Source organism: Companilactobacillus sp. y65-5, assembly GCF_057541095.1.
Map to the genome: position 1 here is coordinate 95,630 of NZ_BAAJOA010000003.1, position 22,153 is coordinate 117,782.

Sequence of the window (22,153 nt, forward strand, 5' to 3'; positions counted from 1 at the left end):
TTAACTCTTTTTTCAATAGCAAACAAAAAAAGCTTGATCGATTTCAAGCTTTTAACTGGTTAGATAGAATCTTCAAAGACCCACGTTAAAGTAGTTTGATAAGTTCCCGCTTTAAGGAATGAATCGTTTAGATACAGTAATAATCCAGTCTTTTTATCCCACCCGATCGAATCAAGCGTCTCACCAGATTGGGTTTGTTTTAATAACGTCTTGTTATTCAAAATATTAATATATTGCCCGTTCTCATAATATCTGAGGCTGGACGAGAGCGTATCGCCACTTTCGTTCTCGAACAATCCCGATTGTGCAACATAGACTTTTTTACTGCGTTTATCTCGGCGATTATCACTGATCTCCACGACATTCCCATTTGGCAAGTTATGCTCATCTTCTCGATATTGGATACTATTTGTATTTAGAGGATTGACTGTTCCGTAGTTCAAATCATTTATCGAGACGCTGAATCCATCCAGAGTATAATTTATCTTTTCGCTGATACCATTGGACCTGTATATCTCATTGTCATTCGCACTGCCGTAGACATACGGTGTATACGAGAATGACTCATCCCCACTGACACCAGCTACTGTCGTCTTCACTTCAACTGAATGACTACGCACATCCACACCGTCAAAGTTGATCTGACTGATGACTAGATCATCACTACCATCTTCAGAATTATTGACGACTGAATACTTACTAGCATCCAGAAGGGTATCGTCAAGTTTCACGCTATTTATCTTTGTACCTCGATGCATCGGGATGACGTAATAGCCATCTTTCAACACTCCGCGGTCACTGTTTTCGATTATATTAGCATCGTAAGTTATCACGTCATCATTACTGACATTATTCAAATTATGCTCTGTGTCATCTGAAGTGGAATAAGTCGTATTAGTTACCGTATTTTCGATCGAAATGTCAGGCTTGTTGATAACTGTTAGATTGGCCTTGTTGGTAGTCATCGTCTTACTCTTTGCATTCAAAATCCCATATTTAAAGGTCAGCTTAGCCTGATATTGCGTACCGTCATCATCCATAGTCGTACTAGGTGTGGTATAAGAAATATAGTCTTTGTAGTTGGAACTACTACTCTTCGCTACCGTCGTCTGCTTGCCATTCTTATCATACTTGTACCATTCGATCGTGATTTTTCCACTGTCAGACGAAGTATCGTCACCAACAGTATCACCATACATTGTAAATGTAGCCGTATCTCCGATATTGACCGTCTGATCGTCTAAGCCTCCGCCAACTCGGACCTCGGCCTTGTCACTAACTTCCGTGCCATCAGGGTTGTGTAATGTACCTGTGATCTCAACCGTACCGACTGCGCCCTTCTTAGCGACTAATTGTGTCGTCTGACCACCGTTCTCCGTATCGGCCGCAAAGTCAGCGATCTCTGGTTTATCGACCGTATAAGTGACTGGACCATTGGAATCTGTCGGAGTTGGGTGTGCATGTACGTAAGTGCTGTCATTAGCCAAACTATTATCGTTAATATTATATAAATAGTCTTCATCAGTCGTAATTGTTAAATCGGTTGCATTGACAGGAGATTTCGCATGAACAGCTGTCAGTTGTGAATAAATATGTGTCTTCGAGAGCCAACCAGTCAGATAGTTCCAATACTGCGTATCTAACTGATACCACGTAGTCCCAGTCTCCTTAGACGTGACTGGAAAGTTCATCCGATACCCACCTTCTGATTCAGGCACTTCTTCCCATTCCGCATCAATACTAGTCTTCTTATACCACCGATAATGAGGACTATCCAGTAGCCCTGTCAGTACCGACCAGACCGAACGACCAGCACTAGTTCTGATAATTACCTGCTGTCCGACTTGTGTGTAGTAATTACTCTCAGGTTGGAGTGAATATCCATTGGTCAACCAAATACCTAGAATTTTGACAACATCTTTATTAGGCGGCTCCATAGGTTCAACCACTACATCGTCAGCTTGAACTGTTTTGTCGGCGGCATCTACCACAAAAAACATAGTCATCGTAAACAAAGCTATGCTTAATATTTTGAGAATTCTTCGTTTGGATTTTTTCCTGTGCATTATTAGTTCTCCTTTGGCGGAAAATAAAATAATCTTTAAACAGTATCTCAAATATTTATTTAGGTTAAATGTCATTTAGTGATAAATATTTTTATATATATTGATATTACAGTTAAAAACAGTACAAAAAGGCTATTCCATACGCACTAATGTGCTTACAAATAGCCTTTAAACCCATATTTACAATATGTCTAATACGAGAATTCTAAAAACAGCTTTATAGATTGAGTTTTATTCCGACATCCTCTCCGATATAATATATTATCGTGGAGGAAATCATGAATATTTCTATTAATAAACGATTATCGATTAAGATCGTCGGCTTGATCTTGTTTTACGCACTGATTTCGACGATCCTAGCACTAACTCTGAATCCTCAAGGAATCATTTGGGGTGGCGATGATGCACCATTTCATATCGGTAGATTGATTTCTCTCAATTACTCATTTGAACACGGTAATTTCATCCCTAGTATTTCAAATTCCAACTTCCGACAAATCGGCTATGGTATCCATCTATTTTATCCTTGGGTCACTATCGCACCGATTGCTTGGCTTTTTTCCATCTTTAAAAATCCTGTAACAGCTTTTTACACTGGTATCGGGATTTATTTTTTCTGCTCTTTTTTTATTAGCCATCTTACGATGAAAAAATTCTCAAATTCAACTGTCAACGCTGTTGTTTTTTCACTATTCTACAATCTTTCCAACTACTTGCTGATAGAAGTTCTGCCACGAACCGATATCGCCGAATTCATTGCTACGATCCTATTACCAGTCTGCTTCCTTGGCTTCTACAATGTATTTTTTGGTGATTTCCACAAGTGGAAAACTCTTGCCATCGGCATGTCGGGCTTATTATTAACCCACCTATTATCCACCGTGATTGTTTCGTCCTTTTCCCTGATTATCTTATTATTCTACGTTATCAAGTCCAATCACTTTTGGGCTCGCTTCAAGTCACTACTCAAGGCGGTCATAATGACCATTTGTGCCAGCGCTATTTTTTTGATGCCTTTTTTGAGTGAGGTAACTTTTCAAAGCTATGCTCAACCCTCACCCTATCACCTTCGAGGAAAAGTCCTCGAAAAAATGGTTCAGGCTAGTTTAGCCAACAGCAGTATCCAGAGTGCGAATGGTAATACTTACAATCTGGGAGTAGTTTTGTTGGTCGCCTTGATACTGGGACTAGTCTTCTTTTACAAGTTCTCTCCGTTGTACCAACGCATCTACGTTTTAAGCTTTTTAGCTTTCTTCATGACGACGGATGTTTTTCCTTGGGATTTATTTCAGGATACTCCCATTAGAGTGATCCAATTTCCATTTAGATTTTTAATGGTCGCAACACTGCTCACAGCCGTCATTGCCGCAAGATTGGTCATGATTTTGATCGAGCGCTTCAGTTTCAAAGTTCAACTACCTGTCATCCTACTATTAACCACCGTTCTCTGTGGATTATGGATATCTTCAGCTCAAGTGGCACAAACACAAAAAATGATTTCTAAAAAATCTCAGGTAATTACTAGTCAGGAAATTCACAAAAAATCGTTTTATGAAGATTATTATGAACAGTATTCACCGGCATCAGCTAGTAAATTCATGCCATCAACTATCTGGCATATCGGTAAGATCAACCGAGAAAAAATCATATTTCACCCCAAAGCTGACGGTGAATCCATCGTCTTCAAGACCGGCGTGTTACTAAAAAATACCGTGGTCGAACTACCTATCGTGCGCTACCAAAATACCCGTCTCACGATCAATGGTAAACCCACAAATATCACCACTAGTAAGAATGGAACTGTTAAAGTCAAACTATCAAAAAAAATAAGCCATCCCGTATTCAGGACGACTTACCAAACGACTAACTTGGCGCTCTTCAGTGCTGCCTTATCATTGGTTGCTTGGATTTATTTATTATTAGGATTGGGAAGAAAAAAATCATATAAATGGTCCGAAATGGAACAAACTCTAAGAGATATCGAATATAATTAAATTAAACTTATTCAAAATTGGGGGAATCGATATGTTTGCGAGGTTGATCAATAGACGTACTAATGAAGTCAAAGTAGTTAAAGTCGGATTTTCATGGACTGAATTTTTCTTCGGGTTCTGGCCCGCACTATTCAGAGCGGATTGGAAATGGTTTCTTATCATGATCCTAGCAGATTTGATCTTAGGAGTATTCACTTGGGGCGGTGGATCATTACTATTCAATTTCATTTTTGCTTTCTTTTATAACAAATTATATGTTAAGGACTTACTTGCTAAAGGCTTTGAGCCTTCAGATAATGGCGACTATAACATTCTGAGATCGAAAGCATATATTTTTTAATTTAAAAAGCAGCACCTAATATCCAATACTAGGATATCAGGTGCTGCTTTTTTGGCGTCTGCGTAACTACTTTATGATCCCTCCCGGAATCGAACCGGGGACCTACTGCTTAGGAGGCAGTTGCTCTATCCTGCTGAGCCAAGGGACCAATATGGCACTATTAATAATAGTGCCACCAAATTAATTATATTTCAAGCAAATTAATCTTTATCCGACTTAGGTGCACGACGTTTACCCTTGTTCTTTTGATCGCGCTGACGTTTTTTAGGTTTAGCCTTAGGCTTGACCGACTGAGCGTGGCGCTTTTCTTTTCGATAAGTTTCCTTATCGGAGAAGGTTCCATCACGATTCAAGAAAACCTTTTTCACTTCTACATCAGCAAAATCTTGTAGATTACGGAAGTCATGACTATTACCAAATGTTAACACATTGCCTGACTTACCCATTCTACCTGTACGACCACCACGATGGACGTATTCGCTATTATCACGTGGGATCATGTAATTAATAACTGTTGTAATATCATCGATATCCATCCCACGTGCGGCAACATCCGTCGTCAACATCAAGTTGACTTTTTTAGTAGCGAACGTTTGTAAAGCTGACTTACGTTGTTGAGATGACATCTTGCTATCCAAGGCCACGAAGTTAGTCTTATTGTGATGCAAGTCACTGATCACCTTGTGTAATGAACGCGAGTTGTTAAAGAAGACGATCCCCTTGAATTTCTTATTGTGAGCTAGCTCTCTGATCAGGGCATCTTTAATATTATCTGTTGCAGCATTAATAAAGTAATGCTTGATACCAGCAGTATACGATTCGTCATCTCGTTGGTCGATCACTAAGAAGTCTTGTCCAAACCACTTGTGCATTTCCTTGAAGATATCATTGCCCGTAGCTGAGAAGAATGTCATCTGAACATCGGATGGCATCTGATCGATAGTTTCACGGACAGATTCTAATTTTGATTCGTTCAACATCTCGTCGGCTTCATCAACGATGACGGTTTGAATGTTGCCTAGCTTGACCTTGCGCATCTCTGTCAATTCTTTGAGACGTCCTAATGTTGCGACAAGTATCTCAGGTTTTTCTTTTAATTTCTTCAATTGACGCTGTGGATTTGCTCCACCAGTCACAGATTGCACACTGCACCCCACTAATTTGGCTAATGGTTGAATGACCGTTCTGACTTGAATAGCTAGTTCTTGTGAGGGTTCCAGAATCAATACTTGTAATCCGTCAACGGGCACTAAGGTCTCTAGCATCGGTATCGTAAATGCTAATGTCTTTCCTGAACCAGTGGGAGCCATTGCTACTAGACCTTTTCCCTCCTTGAATGGCAAATAAACCGATTCTTGGATTTTGGTCAACGACTCGAATTGATTCTCTTTAAAATAATCTTGATATAGTTTTGGTATTTCCACTTTATTTATCCTTATCTGCTTCAAATACAAGCCCAGCACTAGTTCTGGCTTGTTCTAACACCCGATTGACTTTGCGTGCATAAGCGCTCAACTTATCATAAGTTGCCGTGTCATTTTCGTTCATGATCCTAGCGAATTCAACCGCTTCAGAATCCATCGGATTGTCGCTCTTAGTTGTTGGGATCTCTGATAATTTCTTATCTGCACCGGCTTCAGTCAACTTAGTAATATCACCAGCACTATCCATCAAGAGTGTCTTCTTACCGAAGTATATCTCTGAAGGCATATACGAATTCTTAGTCTTCCCAACGATAATATTGACATCAAAGTCGTCATATTTAAGCGTCAAGCTACCTGAACCATCGATACCTGAACTCATGATCTCTGGCTGATAATTGACTTTTTTTGGTGCTCCAAATAACACGATAGAATCATAGACCGCGTACACTCCGAGGTCATATAGAGCTCCACCAGAGAACTTAGGATTGAAAATGTTAGGACTCTTTCCTTCTAGAAAACTATCCATTTTGCTAGAATACTTCATATAAGATAACGTAGCACCTGTTAATTGTTCACGATTGTCATCCACATATACTTGAACCTTCTTAAAGATAGGTTCATGGATGTGGCGAGCTGCTTCAAGCAAGTAAACACCTTTTTCGTGAGCCAAAGTATCCAAGATCGTATATTCACGGATGATGGACGCGCTTGGTTTTTCCACAATGACATTTTTACCATTCTCAATCGCCAATCTAGCTTGTGAATAGTGCAAAGCATTTGGTGATGCGATATAGACTGTATCAAAATCGTCACTTGTGAAGAAATCATTCAAATCTGTACTTATTTGAACGTCGGATTTATTCACATTAGCACTCAATCCATCAATGAATGTCTGTGCCTTTGCTTCAGTTCGTGAATAAACTCGTACCAGTTCAAAGCTCTCTGTTTCATGAGCCGCCTCAATGAATTGCTGTGTGATCCAGCTTGTTCCGATTATTGCTAGTTTTATCATAAAAATCACCTCTCTATTGATTTTACTGATATGTAGCGCTAATTACCACTAAAAACATTACCATACTTACTGATATGGTGTATTATATTATTTTACACTTCACTTAGGAGCATAAGGTTATGAACAAAGAAAAAGATAAATTCGATCTAAAAAGAGAGCTCGGATTTTTCCCCGCGCTCTCTACCGTTATGGGTCTGGTAATTGGTGGTGGAGTTTTCTTCAAGATTTCGAGTGTCACTGCTGCAACAGGATCGCCGAGTTTGACGATTTTCGTATGGTTGTTAGCAGGTTTCATAACGATCAATGCTGGTTTGACTATCGCTGAATTAGCCGCCGCATTGCCTGTTGCTGGTGGAATCTATAAGTATATCGAGTATATTTATGGCAAGGTGCCTGCTTTCTTACTAGCCTGGGCACAATCAGTTATCTATTATCCAGCCGGAATTTCAGCACTATCAATTATTTTTGCAACACAGGTCATTAACTTATGCAATCTTCAAGCGAGTTGGCAGATCCCGATAGCCATTGCTTTGGCAGTCTTCTTATTCTCAGTCAACTTACTCGGAGCTAAGGCGGGTGGCTACATTCAGTCCGTTGCCCTAGTAGCTAAGCTGATCCCGATCGCACTAATTATCGTCGTTGGGTTATTTACCCCATCTGGCAATAATGTCTCACTATTCCCTATCACATCTGGTACACATCCAGACTTCTGGTCTTCAATGGGTGGCGGATTATTATCCACCATGTTCGCCTTTGACGGCTGGATGAATGTCGGTACTATGGCTGGTGAAATGAAAAAACCTGAAAAAGATCTATCACGTTCTATTATTTTAGGATTGATCTTAATCACTTTGATCTACGTCTTGATCAGTTTCGTCTTCATCAAGGCACTACCATTCAACGTCATTCCCGGAAACCAAAACGCTGCTTCTGAAGCCGCAATTAAAATATTCGGTAATATCGGCGGAAAAATCGTCACTATCGGTATCTTGATTTCAGTCTTTGGAGCCGTCAACGGTTACACGATGACTGGACCTCGTGTCAGTTATGTCTTAGGAAACGACGACGAAATAATTTTTAGCAAGTTCTTCGCTAAATTGACAAAAGAAAGTCATGTTCCATTGAATGCTGGTATCGTTCAAACAGTTATCGCTATCATAATGATTTTTATGGGAAGTTTCGACTTTTTGACCGATATGCTAGTCTTCGTCATGTGGTTCTTCTCCATAATGATGTTCATCGGCGTGTTCATTCTTCGCAAAAAAGAACCCGAACTCGATCGTCCATATAAAATCAATTTTTATCCGATACCACCGATCATTGCAACATTAGGTGGTGGATACATAATTATTTCAACCCTATTCAGACAACCGGGATTAGCTATAACTGGTACCGTTATTACTCTGTTAGGCTTACCACTGTACTATTTACATCAATTTAATAAAAGAAAGGAGTCGCTATAATAGCGGCTCTTTTTTTTTAACGTTATAATCTAAATGATTCAATAAACCCCTAAACGTCGCAGGTGTTGATTATGGAAAATCTATTTAAGAATAAATTTGAACAAAAACTAGCTCGGATAACTTTAAAATTACAAAAATTATTAGTTTATCGTATTATTCAAAAAACAGTCATGATGATATTCCCTTTTGTTCTCTTTGGTAGTTTCATCAAGATAATCCAAATCACCATTCTGGGTAAGGATAGTTTCCTGACGGATGTTATTCCCAAGTTGAACAATGATTTTATCTTTGGACAGATCAACGATGTGGCGACGGTCTTATACAGTTTGACTCTCGGATGGGTGTCAGTGATGGCAACTTTTTGTGCCGCAAAATATACTGCTAAACATTTCAATCGTGATGATCAATTAGCTGGGTTAACGAGTATCAGTTCTTTATTGATCATCACTTTTACGTATTCTCGAGTACAGCCTCTGTCGTTTCACGCTGAAGTACTGGGGATACGAGGCTTGTTTTTTGCCATACTATTGGGGATGCTCGTTGGTTGGTTCTTCAAAGTTGCCAGTCCTAAAGCTCCGAATCATCGTTCCAAACACTTATCTAGTAACGTCTTGGAACGGACGTTTATTTCATTGACTCCCATCTCGATCATCATGATCTTGTCCGTTGTCTTCAGTTTTCTAGTCAATATAACCTACTACTCCGATCTACCTAACAGTATTGTTTTTTCATTAGCTACCAACTATCACAGTAACAACGCCTGGATTCAGCTGCTCAGTGCGCTTGGTTTTTCGCTGTATACGATAGTCGCTTCATTTTTTGGATGGTCAGGTATTTATTCACCGATCGAAATCGAAAAAGCCGATCCCACAGTTTTGGAAAATCTTAATTACGCTCTGACTCACCACACCGCTTGGGGTGCACCCAATTTATTTACTAGTAATACACTTTATCACTCGTTCGCCACTTTAGGCGGAACTGGTTCAGTCCTAGCCTTGATCATCGCTATTTTTCTTGTTTCCAAAGATCCGGACTTTCAAACCGTCGCCCGCTGGACGATGATACCAAGTATCTTTAACTTAGGCAGTAGCGTCATGTCAGGGATCCCCATCTTCTTTAATGTTATTTTTATCATCCCCTTTATCCTCGCACCTGTAATTTGCATGTTAGTAGCCGCCATTGCCCTTCAGCTGCATTTGATGCCACCGAGCGTATATCCAATACCGATTGGAACTCCGGGGCTGTTATCGGCATTTATTGGGACCGATGGAAGTTGGCAGGCTTTGCTCTTTTCTATCATAAGTATGATTATTTCAGTTTATATTTATATACCGTTCGTACGTGTGGCAGAAAAACTAAAGACGATCGACAACCTAGCACTTGACGAAGGGGGTATATCTACTGATGAGAGCCTTCAATAACCAAAAAAAGCGGCCTTTCAAATACTTAATAATCTTAGCGACCATCTTGATCATTCTTGGGATTCCTTCTTACATCTGGACCAGAAAAAACGTCTCGACTTTAGCTGGGCGTTACAATTCACCCACAGCACCAATCATCCTAATCCCCGGTAGTAGCGCGACCGCCGACCGATTTGACGGTCTAGTCAAGACGATCAATAACCAATACGGTGAAAATCATAGTCTACTAAAACTAACCGTTAATACCGACGGTAAAATAACTTATAAAGGTTCCATTCGAGCCAATGACGAACGCCCATTCATCGTCGTAGGATTCATCAACAACAAAGATGGTTACAACAATATCAAGAAGCAGGCCGAGTGGTTCAACATTGCCTTCAATCAGCTCAAGCAAAAATACCGTTTCAATAGCTTCGACGCTTTTGGGCACTCCAACGGTGGGCTCATCTGGACCTACTTCTTAGAGAATTATTTCGACGATTCCTCGATCAATATCGATTCGATGCTGACGGTGGGAACACCGTATAACTTCGAAGAAAAGAATAGTTCAAACCGCACACAGATGTTAAATGACTTTATTAAGCATAAGGACAAATTGCCAAGTAACTTGACATACTATTCTATCGCCGGAACACAGCTCTATACGGACGATGGAATCGTCCCCATCAGCAGTGTCGATGCCGGTAAGTACATCTATGAAGGTGACATCAAGCGGTATACCCTCATAACACTTACTGGTAGTAAGGCTCAGCACTCGGATATGATATCTAATAATCAGTTTATTTCGATTTTTCACCAGTATATTATTGGGAATAAATTGAATAATCGTCCCGAGATAAAGACCAATGTTGTCGTCGATTTTAAATAATCGACGATTTTTTTATTTATAGATATAAATTTATCAACTTGTTATTAGTTCGCGACTTCAATACAATTATGGTAGTTTGTATGGGAGGTGCCAGCATGCTGCCAGTTTACTTGTTGGAAGACGATGAAGTTCAGCGCAAGAACTATTCAGAATTTATCAAAAATAGCATCATGATCAATGATGTCGATATGGAACTAAAACTGGCTACTGCCAAAACCGAAGAACTGTTTAGCACCTGCGTCGCCCCAGAAAAAGGTGTCTTCTTCTTAGACATGGAGATCGACAACAATAACACTGCCGGTTTGGAAGCCGCTGAACGCATCAAAAAAGAAATGCCACTGGCACAAGTCGTATTTATCACCACGCATGACGAACTCTCATTAGTCACATTAGAACGACGGATCGCACCTCTGGATTATATCCTTAAAAACAAAGGCATCGACTCAATCAAAGAAAGTATCAATAACGACATCGTACTCGCTCAAAATTACTTTGAAAGTTTTGCACATCACTCTCAAAATTTATTCAACTATCGGATCGGCAGTAGATTCTTCAATGTTCTGATGGACGACGTAATTATGTTGTTCACGGAAAAAATCGCCCCCGGACAAGTCACACTGATAACCAAGAACCAACGTAGTTCGTTCCTAGGATCACTGAATTCGATCGAGTCGCTCTATCCTAGTTTGTTCAGGTGTGACCGTAGCTATTTGGTCAATCTAGATAACGCCATCACCTATGACAATAAAAATCATATTTTGACCTTTATCAACGACTACACTTGTAAAGTTTCATTTAGAAAAAGTCGAGATTTGTTGGAAAAACTTGAGGATGAAAAGGGTAAGTGAACTACTCGTCACTAAAGTAACGAGCTTCTAGGAACACTCCAAACTTGCCGATCAGTATTTCAACTAATCAGTAGAGGTTAAAGCTAATTTACTAAGGCTTGTTCCAAGCCCTTTAATTCTATATTTTTGGCAGCGTTTATATCTCTATCATGTTTGGCATTACATTTAGGACATCGCCACTGTCGGATATCCAATGTGTGTTTGCCGTCATCGTAACCGCAATTAGAGCAGATCTGACTGGTCTTGAATGGATCAACAACAATAAGTTGCTTTCCGTACCATTTACACTTGTATTCAAGCATCGATCTTAGTTCTCGCCATGATTGATTAGCGATAGCTCTTGCAAGCTTATGGTTCTTGATCATGTTCTTAGTCTTTAAATCTTCGATAACGATAATGTCGTTGTCTTTGACTAGTTGAGTAGTTATCTTATGCAAGCGATCGTTTCTTTGATTAGCTATCTTCTCGTTATACTTAGCTACCATGATTTTAGCTTTCATGTAGTTTTTGTATTGAGAGATGTCTTTTGGGGCTGTTAGTCCATACTTCTTATGATATTGAATATCCTTTAAAGCCAAGTTGCGGCGTCTAGCCAGCTTCTTTTCCCAGGCATGTTTCTTACTAGCGAGTATCTTATCAAAACGAATAGTAGGATATTTCTTTCCATCAGAACCGATCATAAGATCAGCTACTCCCATATCGAGACCGATAGTCTTATTAGTCTTATCGAAAGTTTGGTTTTCACGTTCAACAAGAAGAACTGCATAATATTTACCAGTGAATGATTTCTTGATTGTGACAGACTTTATTGTTTCTGGAACGTTCTTACCAGTTTTGTATTTCATACAACCAAGCTTTGGTAGCTTTATCAAACCATCCGTAGTTTCGATATTGTGATTGATACATTTCGACTGGTAGCTTTGCTTAGGATGTTTCTTAGACTTGAATTTAGGAAAATTATGAGTTTTTTCAAAGAACCTTTTGTAAGATGATTAGTAGCTTGTAAACTCGTACTCTCAGCTTTTTTAAGCCATGGATATTCTGTTTTTAGTTGTTTAAGTAAATTATTTAAATCAAAAGCATTAAGGAACTTACTATCAGGATTATTATCATAACGTTTAATGAGCATATCTAACATTTGATTCCAGACAAATCTATTCGCCCCAAAGTTATATTCGATAAGTTCTTGTTGATATTGATTAGGGTATATCCTCAGTTTTTGTCCCTTTAAAGTCATACGTTAGTCACCTCCTTTTATGTTGAAATACAACAATATTATAACATTATAATATTTAGGAGTATTTATATGCTAAAGAAACAACGAACTAATGTTTATGATTTTAACTTCCATGGTTAAGTCGTTTAAGGGTACGTCGGCAAGAACATGGTTTAAAAAATATCCAGAAACAAAAAAGAAACTATGGGGTGGTCACTTATGGTCGAGCAGTTTCTTTATGAGTACTTTAGGAAATATTTCTAAAGACGTAGTAGAAAAATATATTGAGGATCAATTAAAAGAATACAACAATGGTCGCCCAAGACGTTGATTCATCACAGCAATAAATTACCGTGTTTTCTCAATTGTCGACCTTATAAAAAGCAGAGCCTACTTAGGTTCTGCTTTTAACTTCCCAATCAGGTGTTGACTCCATCTAGGCTTCAGATCGATCCTCATCGTATCCTATTTCTTCTCTACCTACTAATCTGTCCAAGGTAACATTGTAGACATCCGCAAATTTAATCATCGTATAAATATCGGGTGTTCTAGTATTGTGTTCGTACTTGGAAATCGTAGTTATGTCTACGTGAAGCAGATTAGAAACTTCACGTTCGGAAAGATTACGTTCTTTACGAAGAATCCGAAGATTATCTCCTAATTGAAGATTTTCACCGAAATGAATATTTTTATTCATGACAAAATACCTCAACCTGTTTACTCTTTTTTTCATGCAATAGTATCATTATTTCATAATAAATTTTTATTGAACAAAAAATTTATAAACGTAAATAATCAACTGATAAACGTAAAATATGCACGGTTATTACTAATATCTTGTCTTCCTTGCAAAATATCTCTACAATTATTTTGGAAACTATGCTTAAACATCAGATACATTCAGAAAGGATCGAGACTAGTCAGTCTTTTTTCATGATATATATACAAAATTATATGAGCTCTTTTGGAAATATTTTTATTTTATTTGCGACACTTCAGCTAGTTCATTTATTTACCCATAACTTCAAATATTATTATTGGATCAACGATCTAATTATTTCTACTGCCTTCGGCATCTTAGGACTGTACACCAATAATTCTTTCATACTCTTCTTCGTCCTAGCTCTTCTCGGACTGCATTTGATCAGGAACCATCCCCATAAGATCGATTACAACAATGGCATCTCGATCGTATTAGCCGCCAACATTCAATTGACACTTTTCAGCTTAAGCACTTTTTTAGCTAGTTTCATCGTCTATGGTCTGACACATCAGTGGAATACTCAAACCATGAAACAATATCAACATATTTTTGCACCCGCTACCTTAATAATCAATCTCATATTGCTATTGATTTGTGTCGGTGTCATCAAGTATTATGAAGTGCAATTTCACCAAGCTAGGCTCAACATCACTCGCTATAATTTGGGAAGAAAAATCTTCGTCATGCTCTTTACCTTATTGCTGACGTTCATGGTCATCCTAGTTATCAGTGACATTGAAGACATCAGTCCCTTGATTCAAATGGTGATCTTGTTGGCCTTTACTGCTATGACCATCTCCACCTATTGGCAAACCCTCGTCTTCATCCAGTCATTCACGATGCGTAAAGAAACGAGTGAAGCTACCGAACGCTTCAAGGAACTAGGCGATTATCTGACTAGTTCACAGCAACAATATGACGACCTGCGTAAATTCAAACACGACTTCCAAAATATCGTACTGTCCTTGGGACAAGTGATAGATGAGCAAAGTTCAGATGAGATCAAACGCTACTATCACGACCTAGTAGAACAGCAGCAGACTTTTGAGAATGTCAAAACTCACAATCTAACTGAATTAAAGTCGATTAAGAATACGCCGATTCAAAGTCTACTCAACCAGAAGTTCTTTATCGCCAAGGCCAAAGATATCGAATTGAAATTCGAACTGACAGACGATGATTATCAAATAAAAAAGAATGACCTCTCAGTCATTCGCATATTAGGTATTTTGTTAGATAATGCCATCGAATATGTACAAAATATCGATGACAAAATAATCACCTGTGCCTTCATCAAGTCCCCCGAAACTTTGGAAATAACGATCGATAACCCACTACAAGATGAGATTAATATCAACCAGCTATTCCAAAGTGGTTATTCAACCAAGGATAAACATCCCGGTTACGGATTAGCAAACATCAAAGATATTACTGATACTTCTAACAATCTTTTCATCGATACTCAAGTAGTTCACCAACACTTGATGATGACTTTGATAATTCTCAATTCATCAGAAGAACAAATCTAAGAAACGCCAAAAAGGATTGAAACAGACATTTTGTTTCAGTCCTATTTTATTGCTCAATCAGCGGTAAGCGCTTACAAAAAATCGTATGTCAAAACACCTCTAAAAGTAGCATGATGCCACCTATAAACATCGAACCACCGACAAACCCATACCACGATGCCAACACATCATATATAACTATTTTTTTGGATACGCTTTCTTTAGGTATAGAAAAATATCCGATTGCAGCAAACAAACGCCAAAACGCAATAACTAACATTCCAATTGCGACAACTGTACGACCCAAGATAATGCTCCCCCTAAGAATTATTCATCAACTCCATTTTGGGGTAAAAAAATAGTGAGGTCAAGGTAATTTCACCTTAATCTCACTTTTTATCACTTTTTAGTTAATTTTGTTACGGATTCTATGTGATTTGTCATTGGGAACATATCGACCGGAGTAGCATCACCGATCTCATAAGTATCACTCAATAAGCGCAAATCACGTGCCAAAGTTGCGGGGTTACAACTAATATAGACGATTTTCTTAGGTTTGATATTATTGATCGCATCTATTAGTGAATTAGCTAACCCTTTACGTGGTGGATCAACCATTAATACGTCGATTTTCTTTTTATCTTTTGACCATTCGTTCAAGACCTCTTCGGTTTTTCCTACAATAAATTCAGCGTTATTGATTCCATTAATTTCAGCATTTTGTTTAGCGTCCTTAACAGCATCAGCAATAACTTCGATACCCGTAACGTGCTTGGCCTTGTCAGCCAATGACAATCCGATCGTACCGATTCCTGAATAAGCATCGACAACATTCTCACTACCAGTCAATTCTGCCTTGTCCACAGCCAATTGATATAAGCGTTGTGTCTGTGTTGGGTTAACTTGATAGAACGAACGTGGTGAGATGCGGTAAGTATGACCTAAGATCTCATCATCGATATAAGGACTACCGGCTAGGAGCATCATGTCCTTGCCCAAGATAACATTCGTAACCTTAGAATTGATATTTAAATAAAGTGATTTGACTTCTTTGTTAGCCATGATCTCTTGCGAAATAGCTTTGTAATGCGAAATATCACGCACACGAGATACCAAGACTACCATCATTTCTCCAGTATAATAAGCACGACGCACCATGATCGTACGAATCTGACCTTTATTCTTAGCCTCATCGAAGCCACGAACATTGTACTTACGTAAAATATCACGCACACGTTTGATCTCAGCATCAATCTTAGGATCTTGAATCAAGTAATCTTCCATCGGGATCAATTCATGTGAATGTCTACGATAAAAACCAGATGTTAATTTATCATTGATCTGGCGAACTGGCACTTGTGCCTTGTTGCGATAATGGAAGGGATCTTCCATACCAAGAGTTTCGTTGACATCAATATCCAAACCAGCTTTTTGAAAGTTGATCTGAATTTGTTTTTGCTTGAATTTCAATTGTTCTGAATACTTCAAATGACTCAATGGAGCGATACCTGTTCTCACATAAACATTGTCGATATCTTCCACTCGGTCTGGAGATTTCTTGATTATATCTAACGCCTTAGCGAATCCATAGCTCTTGCCCACTTTGAGAATCACAGCGTTGACTACCTCACCAGGTAAAGCATTGTCTACGAACAACGTGAAGTCGTCGACTTTAGCTACACCTTTACCTTCATACGACAGATCTTCGATCGTTAACTCTAATTTATCATTCTTTTTTATATTTGGTTTTTCCATATTTTTTCCTTTGCATAGAAAAAGGGTAGCTGGTACTAATTTCTCAGCTTCCCTTTTTCTTATTAGTTTTATATTCTAATCTAATTTCTTCTCTTCTTCAATGATCTTTTCTCCAGCATCTTTTTCATCCAGAGACGATTTCGTGTTGATCGCTTTGAGAGGAATAGAATCTACATTAGCATAAATATTTACATGTGCATGTAAATTAGTGAATTCCATCGGCGCATCCCCACCATATTCACCATCAAGGTTGACCATGATGCGATTGTCATCATTTGCTTTAACACTCAAGTTCTTAGTCTTCGTATAAATAATCTTTGGATTATAAACATGACGACCACCGTTTAGCACTAGAGCAATCAAATGGACTAAATCACGCAAGTTGGTTTCCTTAACGATGATCAAGGAGAATGTCCCATCACCGATAACTGAATTAGGTGCAATCTGTTCCATACCACCGATCGAATTTGTCAATCCGATCAAGAACATCGTGGCCTTACCATCAAAGACACCATCATCATATTCGATATGCATATCTATTGGATTGATTCGAGGTAACATTTCTGCACCCTTCACCAAGTATGCCAAATAACCAAGAATTGACTTATATGCTGAAGGCACTTCATAGGTCAATTCAGTCATTGAGCCACCACCAGCGATATTAATAAAATAATTATCGCCAGCTTTTCCAATATCGACTGGTAGTTTTTGTTTCTTCAAGATGACCTTAGCGGCTTCCACCACATCATCACGAGGTATCTTCAAGGCACGGGCATAATCATTAGTAGTTCCAGCCGGAATGATCGCTAGTTCAGGACGCTTGTCCAGTCCAGCAATTCCGTTGACTACTTCATTGATTGTACCGTCACCACCAGCAGCAACAACCAGGTCAAACCCCTCTTTGGCCACACGGTTCGCTTCGTTTTGAGCTGAATTTTCAGTTGGCGTAGTGCGAAAGGCACTAGCTTCATATCCAGCTTTTTCAATAATATTTAAAATATCTCCTACGTTGTTTCTCAGAGTTTCGTGTCCTGAGGTAGGATTATAGATCAGCCTTGCTCGCATTTACTTCTCCTCACTAACGACTATTCAACTCAGCCATTAGGATCTTGTTAACAACCTTAGGGTTAGCCTGTCCATGTGTCTGTTTCATAATTTGTCCAACTAAGAAACCGACAGCACGATCTTTACCATTCTTGAAGTCGTCGATCGATTGTTGATTATTATCTAAAATTTCCATGATGATTGGCTTCAAAACAGCAGGATCTGATTCTTGAACAAGTCCCTTTTCCTTGACCCATCCTTCTGGCTCGGTTCCATTACTGATAGTTTCTTTGAAGACTTTCTTAGCAATCTTAGAAGAAATAGTTCCATCAGAAATCAACTTAATCATCGTTGATAAATGTTCTGGTGTCAACTTAGTTTCTAACAAACCAATTTTCTTTTCGTTCAAGAACGCATTAACTTCACCCATCAACCAGTTAGAAACAAGTTTTGGATTTGCACCGAAATTGACTGCTTGATCAAAGAAATCAGACATTTCCTTAGTATCTGTTAAGACACCGGCATCGTATTCTGGAATTTCCAGTTCACTGATATAACGTTCACGTCTCTTGTCAGCAGGTTCTGGCAAGTTAGCCTTGATCTCTTCAACCCATTCTGGCTTGATCTCAAAGTCAGGAAGGTCTGGTTCTGGGAAGTAACGATAATCATCAGCACCTGATTTGACACGCATTAAGAATGTTTCGTTAGTCTTCTCATCGAAACGTCTAGTCTCTTGTTCGATCTTACCACCATTCTTGAGAATGGCAGCCTGACGTTTCTCTTCATAAGCTAGTCCTAATCTAACGTAGTTAAATGAATTAAGGTTCTTCAACTCGACTTTAGTACCATATTGGTCTGATCCAGCTGGTGTGATAGAAATATTCGTATCAACACGCATTGAACCTTCTTCCATCTTAACGTCAGATGCACCAGTAAATTGAACGATTTGACGAAGTTTTTCAAGGTATTGATATGCTTCTTCTGGTGAGTGCATGTCAGCCTTTGAAACGATTTCGATCAATGGTGTTCCTTGACGGTTCAAATCAACATATGAATAACCGTTGCTTCCGTGAGTATTCTTACCAGCATCTTCTTCAACGTGAAGTTCAGCGATACCGATTTTCTTCTTCTTACCATCCACTTCGATTTCGATGTAACCATCGTGAGCAAGTGGCTTGTCACTTTGGGTCAACTGATAAGCCTTAGGATTATCAGGATAGAAATAGTTTTTACGATCAAAATGTGTATGATTTTCTATTTGTGCATTTAATGCAAGGGCAACCATAACACCTAAGCGATATCCTTCTTTATTAACAGTTGGCAATGTACCTGGGAAACCAAAATCAATTACGTTAGTATTGGTATTTGGTTCAGCTCCATAAGCAACTGGTGACGGACTAAACATTTTTGACTTTGTCTTTAGCTCAACGTGAACTTCTAGACCAATCGTTGTTTCAAAATTCATTAGTCTTCCCCCTTTAATGCAGTTGGTGTTTTTTCATAGAATTTATTTTCTTCTTGTAATGCATAGGCAGCATTAAAGATTGCTTGTTCATTGAATGGTTTTGCCATGATCTGTAATCCAACTGGCATACCATTAGCTAATCCTGCTGGGACTGATGCTGCTGGAAGTCCAGCTAAGTTAGCGGGGATCGTTAGGATATCGTTCATGTACATAGCTAGAGGATCGTCGATCTTGTCGCCGATCTTAAAGGCTGTAGAAGTAGTAGAAGGTCCCATGATCAAGTCATAAGTTTCTAAGACTTTACCCATTTCTTGGATGAACAACGTTCTCACTTGTGCAGCTTTTCGGAAGTAAGCATCGTAAGCACCTGCAGACAATGCAAAAGTTCCTAGCATGATACGGCGTTTGACTTCATCACCGAATCCTTCAGATCTTGAGTTAACGAATAAGTCTTTGATGTTCTTAACATCATCGGCACGGAATCCATAACGAACTCCATCGTATCTTTGTAAGTTAGATGAGGCTTCACTAGAAGCTAAGACATAATAAACTTCAACCGCATGTTTCAATGTTGGTAAACTAACCTCATCAACTGTTGCACCGAGCTTCTTGTATGTATCGATAGCATTATTGATTTGATTAATGATCTCAGGATCAGTACCTTCATGCCAGAATTCCTTAGGAACGGCAATCTTGATACCTGTCATATCCTTATTGAGGTTAGCGCGATAGTCAGGAACTTCTTTTTCAGAACTAGTACTGTCATGTTCGTCATGACCAGCGATCGCTGATAGAACTGTAGCTGAGTCTTCGACACGTTTTGACATGACACCTACTTGGTCAAGACTGGATGCGAAGGCGATAATACCCCAACGAGATACACGACCATAGGTAGGCTTGATACCAAAGATACCATTGAAAGCAGATGGCTGACGGATCGAACCACCAGTATCTGTACCTAGAGCAGCAATGACTTCACCTGCAGCAACAGCAGCAGCAGAACCACCTGAAGAACCACCGGGAACTTTTTCGAAGTCCCAAGGATTATGAGAAGTTCCAAAGTATGATGTTTCGGTAGATGAACCCATGGCGAATTCGTCCAAGTTAGTCTTACCAATATTGATAGCTCCAGCAGCCGTTAATTTTTCTAAGACTGTGGCACTGTATACGGGCATGAAATTATACAAGATCTTGCTGGCAGCAGTAGTCTTGATACCTTCGCTGACGATATTGTCCTTGATAGCAATAGGAATACCTGACAATGATCCCTTGATACCTGCTTGATCGACTGCTTCGGCATCCTTTACAGCATCATCGTTCAAAGTTATAAAAGCAGCCAATTTTTTTTCGTTACCCTTGATAGTATCAAGTGTTTGACTAGTTAGTTCCTTTGAAGTTAATTCCTTATCAGCTAACTTCTTATGCAATGAGTCGATAGTTTCGTTTAAATAATTCACTATTCATCGTCCTCCTTATCGACAATTGTTGGTACCTTGATCAAATTGTTCTCAGAATCTGGAACGTTCTCAAACATTTGCTCTCTAGTTTGAGTGTGAATGCCCTTATCTTCGCGGAAGGTCGTGCTAGTATCACCCATGTTGTACGTAGGATCTATACCATCAGTATTGACACTTGCCAAGTTGCTTTCCATGTCAACAATTTTTCCTAGTTGATTCACAAAGCTATCAACTTCATCATCTTTGAACCTTAAATTTGCTAGTTCAGCAACATGTAGGATCTCTTCTTTTGAAATCATCAAATTTCTCCTTTTATTTTAGTACATTAAGACTTATTATCGCGTAATCAAGTTACAAGATGGCAACTTCATTAATCATCATTATATACGTGTGATACGAACTTACCGTCAGTACGTGTCACGACAGATTGTTGACTATTAACAGTCTGGATATTGATATCCAGATCAGCATCAGACGGAAGATACTTCGATGCGCTCTGTTGGACAAACTGGGTAAAACTAGTGATCTGTGCCAAGCCATCGAATTGAGTATTGATAGTAATGTCCATCGATTGCAATTTAGTACCATCATAATGAGCCTGCGCCGTTACACCTGAGATATTAGGGAAGTAGTCTTGGACGTTATCCTTGAAGTTGGAGAAGGCGTCTGAATCGCTACTACTAATAGGTGTGGAGCTGTTCACTGCTGGCAAGACTTGATTCTTATAATCTAGTTCCTTCCAACTGCCCAAATCGCCACTCTTACTTACAGAGTATTGGAAATACGTTCCTCCGACTAAGGTATCCTCAGGAGCTACAGAATATAGACCAATGACGATTGGAACATTGCCCACTTCTTTCAACTTCCGCAGACGCTTGACGACTTCCTTAGCTATGCGTTCACCTTGTGTCTTTTGTTCTTCCTTAGTAATCGTGGTGCTGTATGTTGCCCCGTATTGTTTCTTTTGGTAATAGTCGATCTTATTCATAGCTATACCAATTGAGACACCCGCCAGTTTATATTTTCCATCTTGCTTTTGCAGATAGTCTTCTTCAAGCATCTGCTGGAAATACATTGGCGCTCTCTTAGTTGGGCTCTTCGAACCATTGGCAGCTGGGTTCAAACCGTCAGGATTACTCTTAGACTTGCGCCCTAACCAATCCGTAACTTTGGACGATGTTAAAATTTGACCTTCTTGGAAAACATACGAATTAGTAGAGAATTCTTTCTTAGACAACTTTAATAGTCCACTTTCAAAGCTACGACTATTGAACTGATTACTATTATCAGCAGCAGTTATCCCTGAAATTGCACTAGTTTTGTATTTTCCATTACTCATCAAAACATCATATGAGCTTGAATCAGATGAGCTTGCGGTCTGAACAGTACTCTTACTGCTATCATTGCTACCAGACGACAGACTTGAATCTTGTAAATTACCACAAGCAGTCAAAAGAAGCGAGCACATTAATAGTAGTGCTGTAGCTTTTACGAATTTTTTCAAAACTT

At 39.0% G+C, this 22,153-nt stretch carries 18 protein-coding genes, 1 tRNA gene and 2 pseudogenes; 8 read left to right on the forward strand and 13 right to left on the reverse strand.

What is annotated here, in order from left to right:
* Positions 1 to 59: 59 nt before the first annotated feature.
* Positions 60 to 2,066: a hypothetical protein gene (locus AC27FM_RS06945; RefSeq protein ID WP_487087013.1), complete on the reverse strand. Its 2,007-nt coding sequence runs from the start codon at positions 2,064 to 2,066 to the stop codon at positions 60 to 62.
* 278 nt (positions 2,067 to 2,344) lie between these two features.
* Here AC27FM_RS06945 and AC27FM_RS06950 point away from each other — a divergent pair, with 278 nt between their 5' ends.
* Both AC27FM_RS06950 and AC27FM_RS06955 read left to right on the forward strand, forming a co-directional pair.
* Positions 2,345 to 4,060 (forward strand): hypothetical protein, encoded by a 1,716-nt coding sequence (locus AC27FM_RS06950; protein ID WP_487087014.1) that lies wholly within the window; start codon positions 2,345 to 2,347, stop codon positions 4,058 to 4,060.
* A gap of 31 nt (positions 4,061 to 4,091) precedes the next feature.
* Entirely contained in the window at positions 4,092 to 4,400 is a 309-nt protein-coding gene (locus AC27FM_RS06955) for a DUF2628 domain-containing protein (RefSeq protein WP_487087015.1), read from the forward strand.
* 74 nt (positions 4,401 to 4,474) lie between these two features.
* Here AC27FM_RS06955 and AC27FM_RS06960 read toward each other — a convergent pair.
* The 3 genes from AC27FM_RS06960 to AC27FM_RS06970 all read right to left on the reverse strand — a co-directional run bounded on the left by AC27FM_RS06960 (position 4,475) and on the right by AC27FM_RS06970 (position 6,836).
* Positions 4,475 to 4,548, reverse strand: a tRNA-Arg gene (locus AC27FM_RS06960).
* Positions 4,549 to 4,600: 52 nt separating this feature from the next.
* Positions 4,601 to 5,824, reverse strand: coding sequence for a DEAD/DEAH box helicase (locus AC27FM_RS06965; RefSeq protein WP_487087016.1), 1,224 nt, complete (start codon positions 5,822 to 5,824; stop codon positions 4,601 to 4,603).
* A 1-nt stretch (position 5,825) separates the two neighbouring features.
* Entirely contained in the window at positions 5,826 to 6,836 is a 1,011-nt protein-coding gene (locus AC27FM_RS06970; RefSeq protein ID WP_487087017.1) for a Gfo/Idh/MocA family protein, read from the reverse strand.
* 119 nt (positions 6,837 to 6,955) lie between these two features.
* On the opposite strand from AC27FM_RS06970, the gene AC27FM_RS06975 reads away from it, so the two are divergent.
* From AC27FM_RS06975 to AC27FM_RS06990, 4 genes are all read left to right on the forward strand, one after another.
* Positions 6,956 to 8,299 carry an APC family permease gene (locus AC27FM_RS06975; RefSeq protein ID WP_487087018.1) on the forward strand — a complete coding sequence of 448 codons (1,344 nt, stop codon included), beginning with the start codon at positions 6,956 to 6,958 and terminating at the stop codon, positions 8,297 to 8,299.
* 71 nt (positions 8,300 to 8,370) lie between these two features.
* Positions 8,371 to 9,720: a PTS transporter subunit EIIC gene (locus tag AC27FM_RS06980; protein WP_487087019.1), complete on the forward strand. Its 1,350-nt coding sequence runs from the start codon at positions 8,371 to 8,373 to the stop codon at positions 9,718 to 9,720.
* On the forward strand, positions 9,704 to 10,588 hold the full coding sequence (locus tag AC27FM_RS06985; RefSeq protein WP_487087020.1) for an alpha/beta hydrolase: 885 nt from the start codon (positions 9,704 to 9,706) through the stop codon (positions 10,586 to 10,588). Before AC27FM_RS06980 ends, AC27FM_RS06985 begins: the two co-directional genes overlap by 17 nt.
* Before the next feature lie 95 nt (positions 10,589 to 10,683).
* The gene (locus AC27FM_RS06990; protein WP_487087021.1) at positions 10,684 to 11,436 is read left to right on the forward strand and encodes a DNA-binding response regulator; all 753 of its coding nucleotides are present in this window, start codon (positions 10,684 to 10,686) and stop codon (positions 11,434 to 11,436) included.
* 83 nt (positions 11,437 to 11,519) lie between these two features.
* Here the strand turns inward: AC27FM_RS06990 and AC27FM_RS06995 are convergent.
* Positions 11,520 to 12,673: pseudogene (locus AC27FM_RS06995) on the reverse strand (RNA-guided endonuclease TnpB family protein).
* A gap of 106 nt (positions 12,674 to 12,779) precedes the next feature.
* Here AC27FM_RS06995 and tnpA point away from each other — a divergent pair.
* Positions 12,780 to 12,983 (forward strand): annotated as a pseudogene (gene tnpA / locus AC27FM_RS07000) (IS200/IS605 family transposase); the annotation flags it as partial.
* Positions 12,984 to 13,088: 105 nt separating this feature from the next.
* On the opposite strand, the gene AC27FM_RS07005 reads toward tnpA, so the two are convergent.
* Positions 13,089 to 13,349: a helix-turn-helix domain-containing protein gene (locus AC27FM_RS07005; RefSeq protein ID WP_487087022.1), complete on the reverse strand. Its 261-nt coding sequence runs from the start codon at positions 13,347 to 13,349 to the stop codon at positions 13,089 to 13,091.
* A 236-nt stretch (positions 13,350 to 13,585) separates the two neighbouring features.
* Between AC27FM_RS07005 and AC27FM_RS07010 the strand changes: the two genes are divergently transcribed.
* Positions 13,586 to 14,944, forward strand: coding sequence for a sensor histidine kinase (locus tag AC27FM_RS07010; protein ID WP_487087023.1), 1,359 nt, complete (start codon positions 13,586 to 13,588; stop codon positions 14,942 to 14,944).
* An 88-nt stretch (positions 14,945 to 15,032) separates the two neighbouring features.
* On the opposite strand, the gene AC27FM_RS07015 is transcribed toward AC27FM_RS07010, so the two are convergent.
* The 7 genes from AC27FM_RS07015 to AC27FM_RS07045 all read right to left on the reverse strand — a co-directional run bounded on the left by AC27FM_RS07015 (position 15,033) and on the right by AC27FM_RS07045 (position 22,148).
* Entirely contained in the window at positions 15,033 to 15,230 is a 198-nt protein-coding gene (locus tag AC27FM_RS07015; RefSeq protein ID WP_487087024.1) for a hypothetical protein, read from the reverse strand.
* Between the two features lie 92 nt (positions 15,231 to 15,322).
* Positions 15,323 to 16,678 (reverse strand): 23S rRNA (uracil(1939)-C(5))-methyltransferase RlmD, encoded by a 1,356-nt coding sequence (gene rlmD, locus AC27FM_RS07020; RefSeq protein WP_487087025.1) that lies wholly within the window; start codon positions 16,676 to 16,678, stop codon positions 15,323 to 15,325.
* Between the two features lie 75 nt (positions 16,679 to 16,753).
* Positions 16,754 to 17,743 (reverse strand): diacylglycerol kinase, encoded by a 990-nt coding sequence (locus AC27FM_RS07025; RefSeq protein WP_487087026.1) that lies wholly within the window; start codon positions 17,741 to 17,743, stop codon positions 16,754 to 16,756.
* Positions 17,744 to 17,756: 13 nt separating this feature from the next.
* A complete protein-coding gene (gatB, locus tag AC27FM_RS07030; protein ID WP_487087027.1) occupies positions 17,757 to 19,187 on the reverse strand; it encodes an Asp-tRNA(Asn)/Glu-tRNA(Gln) amidotransferase subunit GatB in 1,431 nt (476 codons plus the stop codon).
* On the reverse strand, positions 19,187 to 20,644 hold the full coding sequence (gene gatA, locus AC27FM_RS07035; protein ID WP_487087028.1) for an Asp-tRNA(Asn)/Glu-tRNA(Gln) amidotransferase subunit GatA: 1,458 nt from the start codon (positions 20,642 to 20,644) through the stop codon (positions 19,187 to 19,189). Before gatA ends, gatB begins: the two co-directional genes overlap by 1 nt.
* Positions 20,644 to 20,943 (reverse strand): Asp-tRNA(Asn)/Glu-tRNA(Gln) amidotransferase subunit GatC, encoded by a 300-nt coding sequence (gatC, locus tag AC27FM_RS07040; protein WP_487087029.1) that lies wholly within the window; start codon positions 20,941 to 20,943, stop codon positions 20,644 to 20,646. The genes gatA and gatC overlap by 1 nt, the downstream gene beginning before the upstream one ends.
* A 71-nt stretch (positions 20,944 to 21,014) precedes the next feature.
* Positions 21,015 to 22,148 (reverse strand): CamS family sex pheromone protein, encoded by a 1,134-nt coding sequence (locus AC27FM_RS07045; protein WP_487087030.1) that lies wholly within the window; start codon positions 22,146 to 22,148, stop codon positions 21,015 to 21,017.
* Positions 22,149 to 22,153 lie beyond the last annotated feature (5 nt).